This is a genomic window from Pseudomonas sp. LBUM1651, assembly GCF_059716135.1.
This window is the reverse complement of record NZ_CP166805.1, coordinates 4,279,776-4,294,790: the sequence shown is the minus strand read 5'-3', so window position 1 is coordinate 4,294,790 and position 15,015 is coordinate 4,279,776. Positions and strand designations below refer to the sequence as shown.

Genomic DNA, 15,015 nt, shown 5'->3' with positions numbered 1-15,015 from the left:
CGACATGAACACCACCGCCCTCGAACCTTCGGTAGACGTTTTCCAGACTTCGGCTCAGCAAGCCTTCTATTTGCGTGCTCAGGAGCTGAGCGGACAGACCTTGTTCGCCGCCCTGACCGTGCCGGTCGCCCAGGCTGTGGAGGCGCAGACATTGCTCCTTGCACTGGATGAGCTGGGCCAGCGCCATGAAACCCTGCGCACGGTCTATCGCCGTTTTCCGGGCATGAAGTGGCCTGTGCAAAGTCTGTGTGACGAGTTGCCGGTGACGTTTTTGGGCAGCGTGTCTTCGCTGGCTGAGGCCCTGAGCCGAAGTCGTGAAACCCTGTCTGCCGATCCGGCGCGGGTGTTGGTGGTGACGCCCGTGCAAACCGCAGACGGTCAGCATTTCGTCACGCTGCTGGCGCCGGCCAGCAGCCTCGATGAAGTGTCGCTGCGGGTGCTGTCGGCGGAGCTGGCGAGCCTGTTGCGCGGCGAAACGCTGGCCGACAATCAGGAAGATTTGCAGTACCTGGATTACACCGCGTGGCAGGAAGAACTGCGCGAAGAAGACATCGGCCATCAAGGCGCCGCGTTCTGGCGCAACCTGCAACAGCAGTTCGCGCTGGCCCATCGTCTGCCCTTCGAAAAGGCCGTTGAGGTGACCCTGGCTCGACATCAGGCCACGCTCGCCGACGCGGCATGGCTGGCCGATGTGCAACGCGTTGCCACCGCTCAGGGTGTCGAAGCGCAGCGGGTGGTGTTGTTGCTGTGGAGCGCGTTCGTGGCGCGCATCGGCAATCAGGAAAAGTTGCTGATGGGCTGGGAAGTGACTGGGCGCAACGAGCAGACCGAAGCGACCCTCGGGCGTTTCGCCCGTCGCTTGCCGGTGGCTTTCGACAACCGCAGCAACGAGACCCTGGCGCAAGCGCTGGACTCGTTTGCTGCCAGTGTCGAGCAATCGCTGTCCTGGCTCGACTGCCTCAACGAGTTCGAACTGAGCGCCGAAGTCGCGACGCCGATGCGTTATTGCCTGGTGTTTCAGGCCGACACCGAGGCGAACATCGAAGTGGACGACGCCAACCCGGAAGTCCTGCGCCTGCGTGTTCAGGGCGAACACTTGCAGCTGTCGTGCCTGGCCGGCGCGGTGCCCGAGTCGATGCTGGCGGCCTGGCTGGAACAGTTTGTCGAGTTCAGCCGCCAGTTGCTGACTTCGCCTGAGCTGACCTTGGGCCAGGCCACTCAGGTCAACGCGGTGCAACTGACCCGTTTGATCGAAGACTTCAACCCGCTGGCCGCCGAGCAGGCACTGCCGCATCGCTACCTGCAAGACCTGTTCACCGAACAGGCACGCCTGCATCCACAACGCATCGCCGTCAGCGTGAATGGCCAACGCCTGAGCTATGCCGAACTGGACGCACGCTCTAACCAGGTGGCCAATGCCTTGCGCGCGCAGGGTGTGGCACCGGATGAAATCGTTGCGGTTTACGGTCAGCGCTCGCTGGAAATCGTCATCGCGCTGCTCGGCACGCTCAAGGCCGGTGCCGGTTACCTGCCGCTCGATCCCAACTACCCGATTGATCGTCTGGCGTTCATGTTGCAGGACGCCGCTGCGCGCCAAGTATTGGCCTGCCAGCCGTTGCCGGAAGCGTTGCACAGCGAGCGGGTGATTTCGCTGATGCCAGAGGCCGAAGTCTGGTCCGCGTCACAAGAGCAGCCGGTGCCGCTGGGCGACAGCGCTAATTTGGCCTACGTCATTTACACCTCCGGTTCCACCGGCAAACCCAAGGGCGTGATGATCAGTCACGCCAACGCGGTGGCCTCGACCCTCGCACGTAGCGCGTTCTATCGTCAGCCGTTGCGCGCGTTCCTGATGCTCTCGTCGTTCTCGTTCGATAGCTCGGTGGCCGGGGTTTTCTGGGCGTTGGGGCAGGGCGCGACCCTGTGCCTGCCGGACGAAGACAGCTACAAGGACCCAGCGCTGCTGGCGGCGCTGATCCAACGTGAAGAGGTTTCCCACTACCTGACCTTGCCGTCTTACCACGCGCAGATTCTGGAGCACCTCGACAGCCATGCCCTGGCGTGCGTGATCGTTGCCGGCGAAGCGTGCAGCAACGCCCTGGTCGCGCGACATCGCGAGGCCTTGCCGCAGGTGGCGCTGGTCAACGAATACGGCCCGACCGAAGGCACGGTCTGGTGTTCGGCATGGGAACTGCCGCTCGCTCAGGATGACGACACCATCCCGATTGGCCAGCCGATTCCGGGCATGCGCATTCACGTGCTCGGCCCGGACCTGATGCCGGTGGCCGTGGGCGTCGAAGGTGAGCTGTATGTCGGCGGCGCCGGCGTTGCCCGAGGCTATCTCAAACGCGCCACGCTGACCGCCGAACGCTTCATCCCCGATCTGTTTGCAAAACAGGCAGGTCAACGCCTGTACCGCACAGGTGACCTTGCACGCTATCGCGCCGATGGTGTGCTGGAATACCTCGGTCGGGTCGATCATCAAGTGAAAATCCGCGGTTTCCGCATCGAGCTGGGCGAGATCGAATCCGCCATGCGCAGCGCACCCGGCATCGAAGACGCCGCGGTCATCGCCCGTGAAACGCCGACCGGTCCGCAACTGCTGGGCTTCGTGATTTCGCCGGCCGACACCGCCGACATCCGCCTCAACGAATTGCGCAGTCACCTCGGCGAAGCGCTGCCCGAGCACATGCAGCCGGCGCGCTTGCAGGTGCTGGAACGCTTCCCGCTGATGCCCAACGGCAAACTCAACCGCCAGGCCTTGCTCGACCTCGACGTCCGCCGCAGTGCCTTCGTCGCCCCGCGCACCGACCTGGAAAAAGTCCTGGCGGCGATCTGGGCCGAAGCGCTGCACGTGGAGCGTGTCGGCGTGCACGACAGTTTCTTCGAGCTGGGCGGCCACTCGTTGCTGGCGACGCGGATTCGCGCACGGATTCAGGAAGAACTGAACCTGGCGATCCCGCTGAAGCTGTTCTTCGAAGGCGACACGCTGGAGCGTCTGGCGGCGGAAATCGAGCAGTTCCGTCAGCACAGTGAACACAAAGAAAACGATGTAGACGCGCTGGAAGCGTTGTTCGACGAAGTGGATGAGGAACACACGCGATGAGTGCTGCACCGGACAGAATGATGACCCTGGCCCAGCGTTTCTGCGGCTTGAGCCTGGACGCGCGGCGTGCCTTGCAAGAAAAGATGCACGCCCAGGGACTGACCCTTGAGCTGCTGCCGATCCCGCCCAGGGACCCGGCGGTCGACACGTTGCCGGCGTCGTACGCGCAGCAGCGTTTGTGGTTTCTGTGGCAGATGCAGCCGCAGGCGACCGCGTACAACCTGACCGGTGCCTTTCGCCTCAGTGGTGAGCTGAACCGCGCAGCGCTGGCGCAAACCCTCGCCGCACTGGTGCAACGCCACGAAGTGTTGCGCACCACCTTCGTCTTCGACGAGCAGCAGGTGCTGCAAAAAATTCACCCGCAGATGGACGCGCCGCTGGTCGAGGCTGAAGTCGCTAACGAAGCCGAGCTGCAGCGTCAGGTTGGCCTGAACGCCGAGCAGCCGTTCGACTTGCAGAATGGCCCGCTGATGCGCTGTCGGTTGATCCGTCTCGACGCGCAGCAGCATGTGTTGGTGCTGACGTTCCACCACATCGTCACTGACGGCGGTTCGCTGCCGATTCTGTTGCAGGAATTCACGCAGCTCTATGCGCAACTGAGCGCCGGACAACCGCCACAACTGCCGGAGCTGGGCATTCAGTACGCCGATTTCGCCCGCTGGCAGCGCCTGTGGCTGGAAGCCGGCGAGGCCGAGCGTCAGCTTGGGTACTGGCGTGAACAACTGGGTCGCGAGCACCCGCCGCTGCACCTGCCTGCCGACCGTCGTCGCCCGGCGATCCCGAGCCAGCAGGGCGCCAGCGTCGAGCTGAACGTGCCGGCCGAGCTGGCGATCAGCCTGAAGGATCTTGCCCGTCGTGAAGGCTGCACGTTGTTCATGGTGCTGATGGCCTCGTTGCAAACCCTGTTGCATCGCTACAGCGGCGAACGGGACATTCGCGTCGGCGTGCCGATTGCCAACCGTACCCGTCAGGACGTGGAAAACCTGCTGGGCTTTTTCGTCAACACTCAGGTGCTGCGTACCCAGCCCCATGCCGATCAGCCATTTCTGCAATTGCTGGCCGAGGTCAAAGCCGCGGCACTGGGCGCGCAGGCGCATCAGGATTTGCCCTTTGAGCAATTGGTCGATGGGCTGGATGTCGAACGCAGCCTGAGCCACACGCCGCTGTTCCAGGTGATGTTCAACCACCAGCGCGATACCGGTGGCAAACAGCGCTGGGACTTGCCGGGCCTGAGCGTCGAGCCGCTGATCTGGGATGAAAAGACCACCAAGTTCGACCTGATGCTCGACACCGTGGAGAGCGACGACGGCATCCACGCTTCGTTCGTGTACGCCACCGAATTGTTCGACGCCACGACCATCGAGCGTCTGGGGCAGCATTGGCTGAATCTGTTGCAGGCGATCTGCGCCGACAGCTCGGTCGCGTTGGCGGACCTGCGCATGCTCGCCGCAACCGAGCAGCAAGCCACGTTGCTGGACTGGAACCGCAGCGCCGCTTCGCAGGCCACGAACTTGCTGTGCGCGCATCAACTGATCGAAGCCCAGGCTGCCGCGCACCCGCACAACATCGCGGTGACCTGCGACGGTGCCACCCTCAGCTACGCGCAATTGAACCAACAGGCCAACCGCATCGCCCATCGTCTGCGCGAACGCGGCGTCGGCCCGGACGTGTTGGTGGGGGTCGCGCTGGAGCGGTCGCTGGAGATGATCGTCAGCGTGCTGGCGATCCTCAAGGCCGGCGGCGCTTATGTGCCACTGGACCCGGAATACCCGCAGGACCGTCTGGCCTACATGCTGGCCGACAGCGGCACGCGCCTGTTGCTGACCGACTCCGCGTTGTTGCCGCGACTGCCGTTGTCCAAAGGCATCGAGGTGATTTGCCTCGACCACGCCAGTGACTGGCTCAACGAAGCGTCTGCCGAAAATCTGCCGAACCTGACCTGCCCGGAAAACCTCGCGTACGTCATCTACACCTCCGGTTCCACCGGCAAGCCCAAAGGCACGCTGCTGCCCCACAGCAACCTGACCCGCCTGTTCAGCGCCACCGAACACTGGTTCGGTTTCAACGCGGACGATGTCTGGAGCCTGTTCCATTCCTACGCCTTCGACTTCTCCGTGTGGGAAATCTTTGGCGCGCTGTTCTACGGCGGCAAGCTGGTGGTGGTGCCGCACGCCATCAGCCGTTCCCCGGAAGAGTTCGCTCGCCTGCTGTGCGATGAACAGGTCACGGTGCTCAACCAGACACCGTCGGCGTTCCGCCAGCTGATGCCGTTTGCCTGCGCCAATGCCCAGGGCATGGCCTTGCGTTATGTGGTGTTTGGCGGCGAGGCGCTGGACGTCGCGAGCCTGCGTCCCTGGTACAACGCGTTCGACGACCAACAGCCATTGCTAATCAACATGTATGGCATCACCGAAACCACCGTGCACGTGACGTACCGGCCGTTGTCCCGCGCCGACCTCGACGGTGCCAACAGTTCGCCGTTGGGCGAGCCGATTGCCGACCTGCGTTGGTACGTACTTGACCCGCGTCTGAACCCTGTGGCCAAGGGTTGCGTCGGTGAGCTGTACGTGGGCGGCGCCGGGCTGGCGCGTGGTTATCACCAGCGCCCCGATCTGACCGCCACGCGGTTTGTCCCGGACCTGTTCGCTCGCGAAACGGGTGCGCGCCTCTATCGCACCGGCGACCTCGCGCGCTACTGCGCCGACGGCAGCATCGAATACGCCGGGCGCATCGACCATCAAGTGAAAATTCGTGGTTTTCGCATCGAGCTGGGGGAAATTCAGGACCGCCTGCAAAGTCACCCGGCCATTGAACAAGCGCTGGTGCTGGCGCCCGAGATCAATGGCAGCCAACAGTTGGTCGCCTGGTTCACCGTCTCGCAGGACATCGCCGATTTGCGCCAGTCGTTGCGTGAACACCTTCAGGCCGGCCTGCCGGATTACATGGTGCCGGCGCATTTGCTCAAGCTCGATCACTGGCCGTTGACCAGCAACGGCAAGCTTGATCGCAACGCGTTGCCCAAGCCTGATGCCGCCCTGGCGCAGCAGGTTTACACGGCGCCTGCGGACGAGATGCAAGCCGCGTTGGCGGCGATCTGGCAAGACGTGCTCAAGCTTGAGCGCGTGGGGATCGACGACAACTTCTTTGAACTGGGCGGCGACTCGATCATCTCGATTCAGGTGGTCAGCCGTGCGCGTCAGGTCGGGATTCGCATCACCCCGCGTCACCTGTTCCAACACCAGACCGTGCAGAGTCTGGCGAAGGTCGCCCAGCGCAGCGCCGGTCTGGTCATCGACCAAGGGCCGGTGCGCGGCGACGTGCTGCTGACACCGATCCAGCACTGGTTTTTCGAGCAGGCCATCGAGGCCCGGGACCACTGGAACCAGTCGGTACTGCTGGAACTTCGCGAGCCGCTCGACAGCGCCTGCCTGCAACAGGCACTGGCCGCGCTGCTGGAACATCACGACGCGTTGCGCCTGCGATTGCGTCAGGTGGATGGCGTGTGGCAGCAGGCTCAGGCCGAGCACTGGAACAGCGCCGAACTGTTGTGGCTGCGTCAGGCCGCGAATGCCGACGAATTGCTTGAGCACTGCAACGCCGCACAAGCCAGCCTGAATTTGCACGACGGCCCGCTGCTGCGCGCCTTGCTGGTGGACATGGGCGCGGCCGGTCAGCGCTTGCTGCTGGTGGTGCATCATTTGGCGGTGGACGGCGTGTCCTGGCGGCTGTTGCTCGAAGATCTGCAAATGGCCTACGACCAGGCGCGTCAGGCTCAACCCCTGCGTCTGCCGGCCAAATCCAGCGCCTATCAAGCCTGGGCGGCGCGTTTTCAGCTGCATGCGCAAAGTCCTGAACTGGCGAGTCAGGCCGCTTACTGGCAGCGCCAGTACCACGACGTGCTGGTAGACCTGCCCGCCGACAATCCGCAAGGCAGTCTGGCCAGCGAACATGCCGTGAGCGTGGAAACCGTGCTCGACAGCACCTTCACCCGTCAACTGCTGCAAGACGCTCCGGCGGCTTACCGCACGCAGGTCAATGACCTGTTGCTGACGGCGTTGGCGCGGGTGCTGGGCGACTGGACCGGCCAGCCTTCGACGCTGGTCAAACTGGAAGGTCATGGCCGCGAAGACCTGTTCGACGACATCGACCTGACCCGCACCGTGGGCTGGTTCACCTCGATCTTCCCGGTCAAATTGACCCCGGCCAGCGATCTGGCGGGAAGCATCAAGGCGGTCAAGGAGCAACTGCGCGCGGTGCCGGACAAAGGCATTGGCTTCGGCATCCTGCGGTATCTGGCGCAGGCCGGTCTCGAGGATTTGCCGCAGCCGCAAATCACGTTCAACTACATGGGCCAGTTCGATGCCAGCTTCGACGAGCAGGCGCCGTGGCGTCCGGCCCGTGAAAGCGGTGGCGCCGAACAAGGTGCTTCGGCATCGCTGGATCGTGGCCTGAGCATTAACGGTCAGGTCTACGCCGGGCAACTGCGCCTGAGCTGGACCTTCAGCCGCGACGTGTTTGCCGAGCACACCGTGCAGCGTCTGGCCGAGGCCTATGCCACCGAGCTGCAACAGCTGATCGGGCACTGCCTCAGCGGTGCCGGCGGTTTGACGCCGAGTGATGTGCCGCTGGTCAGTGTCGATCAGGCGCAGCTCGATGCACTGCCGCTGGCGGCGCGTGAAATCGAAAACATCTTCCCGCTGTCGCCGATGCAGGAAGGCATGCTGTTCCACAGTCTGTTCGCCCCGGATGCCGGCGCTTACATTCCGCAAATGCGTGTGGACGTGCAGGGCATCGAGGTCGAAGCGTTCCGCAGCGCCTGGCAACAGACGCTGGAAAACCATGAAGTGTTGCGCGCAGCGTTCTTCAGTGAGAGCCATGGCTCGCGGCCGCTGCAAATGATTATGGCCCACGCCACAGTTCCGTTGACCGTGCTCGACTGGCGCAATGAAGCGGATCAGGCAATGGCTCTGGAACGTCTGGCCGAAGACGACCGCCTGCGCGGTTTCGACCTGACGGCCGCGCCGTTGCTGCGCCTGACCCTGGTGCAGACCGCGAACGACGCGCATCACCTGATCTTCACCAACCACCACATTCTGCTGGACGGCTGGAGCACCTCGCAGTTGTTCGGCGAAGTGCTGCAGCGCTACTCCGGTGTGATGCCGGTGGCGGGTGGCGGTCGTTATCGCGATTACATGACGTGGCTCGGCGGGCGTGATCGTGCCGCGTGCGAGGCTTTCTGGCTGGAGCAATTGCAAGCGTTCAACGAGCCGACACGTTTGGCCGGCGCGATGCCGGGACCAGTCGCAGGGCAGGGCGGCGGTCATCGCACCGTTCACCTGAGCCTGGACCGGGCGGCCACCGAGCGCCTGAGCGGGTTTGCCCGTCAGGCCCGCGTTACGCCGAACACCTTGCTGCAAGCGGCGTGGCTGTTGCTGTTGCAGCGCTACACCGGCCAGCGCACGGTGGCATTCGGCGCCACGGTGTCGGGGCGTCCGAGCGAGTTGCAGGGGATCGAGCAGCAAGTCGGCCTGTTCATCAACACCTTGCCGGTGATCGCCACGCCGCACCCCGAGCGCACGGTCAACCAATGGGTGGACGAGGTGCAGGCGCTCAACCTCAAATTGCGCGATGTCGAATACACGCCGCTGGCGGATGTGCAGCGCTGGGCCGGGCATTCCGGCGAGTCGCTGTTCGACACGCTGCTGGTGTTCGAAAACTACCCGGTCGCCGAGGCGCTGGAGGGCGGTAATCCGAGCGCGCTGAAGTTTTCCGGTATCAGCAATCACGATCAGACCAGTTTCCCGTTGTCCATCGCCGCGGAGCTGGGCGAGTGCCTGGACCTGCGCTTCAATTACGACACGGCGCTGTTTACCGCCGAGGCCATCGACGGCCTGAGCAATCGTCTGGTGGCGTTGCTCGAGGCCATGGTCCGTGAGCCGCAACAAGCCCTGGGCCGCCTGAGCCTGCTCGACGCCGCGCAGAGCGAGCAGCAAGTGCAAGGCTTCAACGACACCACCGTGACCTGGCCCGACGTGCGCCCGGTCAATCAGTGCTTTGAAGCCCAGGTGCTGAAAACTCCGGACGCTCCGGCGTTGGTGTTTGCCGGTCACACCCTGACGTATTGCGAACTCAACCAACAGGCCAACCGACTGGCGCACTACCTGCGCGCCCAGGGCGTCGGCGCCGAAGTGCTGGTCGGCATTGCCGCCGAGCGTTCGCTGGAACTGGTCATCGGTTTGCTCGCGATCATGAAGGCCGGCGGCGCCTATGTGCCGCTGGACCCGGATTACCCGCGCGAGCGCCTGGAGCACATGTTCGAGGACAGCGGCGTGCATGTGCTGCTGACCCAGCGTCATCTGCTGGCGCAATTGCCGATTCCGCCCGGCACCACGGCGATCTGCCTGGACGACAGCGCTCGACTGGTCGAAGGTTTGAGCGACGAAAACCTGCCGTGCGTAGTCGAGCTGCAATCGCTGGCCTACATGATTTACACCTCCGGTTCTACGGGTAAACCCAAGGGCGCGGCCAACCGTCACGATGCGTTGTACAACCGCATCGAGTGGATGCAGGGCGCGTACCCGCTGGACGGTCGCGACACCGTGCTGCAAAAAACGCCGTTCAGTTTTGACGTGTCGGTGTGGGAGTTCTTCTGGCCGCTGGTGGTCGGTGCACGCCTTGCGGTCGCCGAACCGGGCGCCCATCGCGACCCGGCGCAATTGGTGCGTTTGATCGAGCAGTATCAGGTCAGCACCCTGCATTTCGTGCCGTCGATGTTGCAGGCGTTTGTTCAGGGCGAAGGCTTCGAGCGTTGCGCCAGCCTGCGGCAGATCATGTGCAGCGGTGAAGCGCTGTCGGCGGATTTGCAGAACAGCCTGTTCCGCGTGCTGCCCGACGTTGGTTTGTACAACCTGTACGGGCCGACCGAAGCCGCCATCGACGTGACCCACTGGACCTGCGTTGATGACGGCTCGATCAGCGTGCCGATTGGTTACCCGATCGCCAACCTGGTGACCTACATCCTCGACGACAGCCTGCAACCGCAAGTGGCGGGTTGCGTCGGTGAACTGTACCTGGGCGGCGTCGGCCTGGCGCGGGGTTACCACCGTCGTCCGGACCTGACGGCTGAGCGTTTCGTCGCCAGCCCGTTCGGCGTACAGGGCGAGCGCCTGTACCGCACCGGCGACCTGGCGCGCTACCGCGAGGACGGCGTGATCGAATACGTCGGCCGCATCGACCATCAAGTGAAGATCCGTGGCTTGCGCATCGAGCTGGGCGAAATCGAAGCCTGCCTGCTCGAACATCCGCAGGTGCGCGAAGCCGTGGTGATTGCGCTGGATGTCGGTAAATCCAAACAACTGGTGGCGTACGTAGTCGGCCAGTCGTTGGCACTCGACGAGCTCAAACAGCACCTGCGCAACGCGCTGCCCGAGCACATGCAGCCGAGTCATCTGCTGGTACTTGAGCAATTGCCGGTCACGCCAAACGGCAAGCTTGATCGCCGCGCCTTGCCGCAACCTGATCAGCAGGTGCGCGAATACATCGCGCCGCGCAATGCCGTGGAGGCGACGCTGCAAGACGTGTGGCAGGCGTTGTTCGAAGTGCAGGTCGGCATTCAGGACAACTTCTTCGAACTGGGCGGCGACTCCATCGTGTCGATCCAGGCGGTCAGCCGGGCGCGCAAGGCCGGCCTGAGCATTTCACCGAAACACGTGTTCAGTCACCCGACCATCGCTGAACTGGCGACTGTCGCCCAGGCTGTGGAAGCCGTGGAAGCGGCGCCGGTGATTACAGCGCCGGCGCTGAAAATCGAACTGAGCGAAGCGCAGTATCAGGCGCTGGAATTGACGGCGGACGAGGTGGACGACGTTTATCCACTGTCGCCCATGCAGCAGGGCATGCTGTTCCACTCGGTGCAGGACGGCGACTCGGGCCTTTACGTCAACCAGATCGAAGTGGGTGTGCGTGGCGTTGACGGTCCGCGTTTCCGCGAGGCCTGGGCCGACGCCGCGCAGCGCCACGCGATTCTGCGCACCGCGTTCCTGTGGGAGGGCGACAAGGAGCCGCTGCAAGTGGTGCTGCGCAATGCGCCGACGCTGCTGACCGAGCTGGACTGGCGCGGTCTGGATAACCAACCCGAGCGCGTACGTCAGTTGGCCAGCGATGAACGCGAGCGTGGCTTCTCATTGAACTGCGCGCCGTTGTTGCGCCTGCTGCTGGTACGCCTGGAAGACGACCGCTATCGCCTGATCTGGACTTACCACCACATCCTCATGGACGGCTGGAGTGTGTCGCGCCTGATCGGTGAAGTGCTGCGTCATTACAGTGGTGACGCGCAGGAACCGGTGGCCGCGTATCGCGACTACATCGACTGGCTCGGCCAGCAGGTGGCCGAGGCCTGCGAAGCGTTCTGGAAAGACAAACTCAAGACCCTCGAAGGCGCCACGCACCTGGCCCGCGCGTTGTCGGTGAAGGCGCCGCAAGCGGGTTATCACGCGATCTATACGCACCTGAATGCTCAGCAAACTGCACGTTTGCAGGCGTTTGCCCAGCAACAGCAAGTGACGCTCAACACCCTGGTGCAAGCCGCGTGGCTGCTGCTGTTGCAGCGCTACACCGGTCAGCGCACGGTCACGTTCGGCGCCACGGTGTCGGGCCGGCCGGAAACCCTCAACGGTTCGGAGAACATGTTGGGGCTGTTCATCAACACCCTGCCGGTAGTCAACAGCGTGCCGACCGAAGCAAGCGTCGGTGACTGGCTGCGCGAGATTCAGGCCTACAACCTCGACATCCGCGACTTCCAGCAAACCCCACTCAGCGATATTCAACGCTGGGCCGGGCAGGGCGGGCAGTCGCTGTTCGACAGCATCATCGTCTTCGAAAACCAGCCGGTGGACCGCACGTTGCGTGAGTGGAACGGCGATTCGCTGCGCTTTGAAGACGTCTCCGACTTCGGCCTGACCAGCTTCGCCATGGACTTGATGGTCAGCCTCGATGAAGGGCTGCGCATCGAGTACATGCACCAGCGCGATCAGTTCGACCTGGCCACCGTGGAAGTTTTGCGCAGCCACATGGAAAGCCTGATGCAGCGTCTGTGCGACAACGCCGAGTGCGCGGTGGGCGAGTTGGGCTTGCTGACCCTGGACGAAGGCCGGCAACTCGACGGCGAACTGCCGACGCTAGCCGACGATCACGAACGGCCGGTGCACGAACTGATCCGCGAGCGGGCGCGCTTGCAACCGGAGCACACCGCGTTGGTGCTCAGCTACGCCGATCGTGACGCTGAGCGCTTGAGTTATGCCGAGCTGGATCGTCGTTCCGATGCCTTGGCGGTCCATTTGCTGGAGCAGGGTGTGCAGGCCGAAGACGTGATCGGCGTGTTCATGGAGCGCTCGCTGGAACTGGTGGTTTCGCTGTTGGCGGTGATGAAATGCGGCGCCGCTTACGTGCCGCTGGACCCGCAATATCCGCAGGAGCGTCTGCGCTACATGATGGCCGACAGCGACATGCGTTTGCTGCTGACCCAGGAGCGCTTGCGTGACACGGCGCAACTCAATCCAGGCACGCCGATGGTCGCGGTGGATCGCTTGAACCTCGACGTTGAAGTCGTGGCGCCGCAACGCGCAGTACACGCCGAGCAACTGGCCTACCTGATTTACACCTCGGGCTCGACCGGCAAGCCGAAAAGCGTCGCCGTGGCCCACGGGCCGTTGAGCATGCACCTGCAGGCGATTGCCGAGCTGTACGAAATGGACCCGGGCAATCGCGAACTGCATTTCATGTCGTTCGCCTTCGACGGTGCTCATGAACGCTGGATCACCGCGCTGATCAGCGGCTCGACCCTGGTGGTGCGCGACAACACCTTGTGGACCGCCGAGCAGACCCTGGCGGTGTTGCACCGTCAGCGCATCACGGTCGCCTGCTTCCCGCCGGCGTACTTGCTGCAACTGGCGGAACACGCCGAGTTGCAGGGCGGTGATCCACCACCGGTGCGCATCTACTGTTTCGGTGGCGATGCGGTGCCGGACGCCACGTTCGAGCGGGTCAAGCACACGCTCAAGCCGCAATACCTGGTGAACGGTTACGGCCCGACGGAAACCGTCGTCACGCCGCTGCTGTGGAAAATCGCTGCCGAGGGCCACTGCGAGGCGATGTACGCGCCGATTGGCCGTCGCGTCGGCACTCGCAGCCTGCATGTGCTGGACATGGACCTCAATCCATTGCCGGTGGGCATGGTCGGCGAGTTGTACATCGGTGGTCGTGGCGTGGCGCGTGGTTACCACCGTCACCCGTGGCAAACCGCCGAGCGTTTCGTCGCCGACCCGTTCAGCCGCGACGGTGGTCGTTTGTACCGCACCGGTGACCTGGTGCGCCGCCGCGAGGATGGCGTGTTCGATTACGTGGGACGTATCGACCATCAGGTCAAAGTGCGCGGCTTCCGCATCGAGCTAGGTGAAATCGAAGCCCGTCTGCGTGAGCAAGTCGGGGTCAATGACGCGCTGGTGGTGGTACGTGACAGCGGCCAGGGTCCGCAACTGGTGGGCTATGTGGTCGCGGCCGAAGACGACGGTCTGGGCCTGCGTTGCCAGGCGGCCTTGCGAGAAAGCCTGCCGGATTACATGGTGCCGACGCAGATCGTGGTGCTGCCGCGTTTCCCGCTGACACCCAATGGCAAACTCGACCGCAAGGCCTTGCCGGACCCGACCTTCGAAGGCCGCGACTACGTGGCCCCGCGCACGCCGCTGGAATGGGCACTGGCCGAGATCTGGCAGCAAGTGCTGGGCGTCGACAAAGTCGGCATCACCGACAATTTCTTTGAGTTGGGCGGCGACTCGCTGCGCACCCTCAAGGTGATCTCGAAGGTGCGGGCGCTGAATGAGCCGGACTTCCAGCTGAAACTGCGCGACATGATGGCCAAACCGACCATTGCCGGGTTGTCCGGTGTCGATGAACAACCGGTCAAACAGAGCCCTGAACCGCTGTTGCTGTTGAACCAGCCAGTGGACGATCAACCGGCGCTGTTCTGCCTGCACGCCGGGTTCGGCACGGTGTTCGACTACGAGCCTTTGGCCCGTCGACTGGAAGGTCAGCGCACGGTGTATGGCGTGCAATGCCGCATGCTGCTGGACCGTCAGTGGAACGACACTTCGCTGCAACAAATGGCCGCTGACTACGTCGAGGCGATCCGTCGCAAGCAACCACAAGGCCCGTACCATTTGTTGGGTTGGTCGTTGGGCGGGGCGCTGGCGTTGATGGTCGGCGACTTGCTTGAACAGCAGGGCCAGCGTGTGGCGTTCGTCGGTCTGGTGGACAGTTTTGTGCCGACCCAGGCCAATGCCGTCGCCAGTGTTGATGAGTGGCGCGCGGACCTGCGCGAGTTCCTCGGTGCAACGTTGAGCATGGACAGCGATGTCGTTGCCCAGGCGTTGAGTGTCGAAACTTCGGGCGATCAGGACGCTGTCGCGCGGATCATTCGCACAGTGATCGACACTGAAGGCGAACAGGCCAGCGGCTATGCGTTGCTCGGTGCCGATGAGTTGGCTCAGACGTTCATGGTCAGCACACGCTTGAAGGCGTTGTCACGGCAGGTCGAGACCTTGCCGCTGCCGCACGCCGAACTGTGTTGCTGGTGGGCCGATGGCAATCCGACGGCCGAGCGCGCGACGCTGGAGCGTCAACAACCGCGGCTGCGCAAAGTGCAAACCGTCACCGCCAGCCACTTCGATATCCTGCAACGGGATGAATGCCTGAGCGCCGTGGTGACGGCACTCGGTCGAGAGGTGGTGGCGCAGGACTAAGCTTTTATCGCACCCAAACAAGCTCGCCCTTAAGTCTTGAATCAGAGAAACCTGTGGCGAGGGAGCTTGCTCCCGCTTGAGTGCGTAGCACTCACAAAAATCGGCAATGGTTGTCAG

General features: G+C 63.5%; 2 protein-coding genes. Both read left to right on the top strand.

From position 1 onward, the window contains the following. Positions 1 to 4: 4 nt before the first annotated feature. Positions 5 to 3,103 (top strand): non-ribosomal peptide synthetase, encoded by a 3,099-nt coding sequence (locus ACA066_RS20060; protein ID WP_497696334.1) that lies wholly within the window; start codon positions 5 to 7, stop codon positions 3,101 to 3,103. Continuing rightward, positions 3,100 to 14,898, top strand: a complete 11,799-nt coding sequence (locus ACA066_RS20055; protein ID WP_497696333.1) for an amino acid adenylation domain-containing protein — start codon at positions 3,100 to 3,102, stop codon at positions 14,896 to 14,898. Before ACA066_RS20060 ends, ACA066_RS20055 begins: the two co-directional genes overlap by 4 nt. The last annotated feature ends 117 nt before the right edge of the window (positions 14,899 to 15,015 follow it).

Coding starts and splice junctions, on each gene's coding strand:
- ACA066_RS20060 (WP_497696334.1), top strand. CDS start 5: ATGAACACCACCGCCCTCGAACCTTCGGTAGACGTTTTCCAGACTTCG.
- ACA066_RS20055 (WP_497696333.1), top strand. CDS start 3,100: ATGAGTGCTGCACCGGACAGAATGATGACCCTGGCCCAGCGTTTCTGC.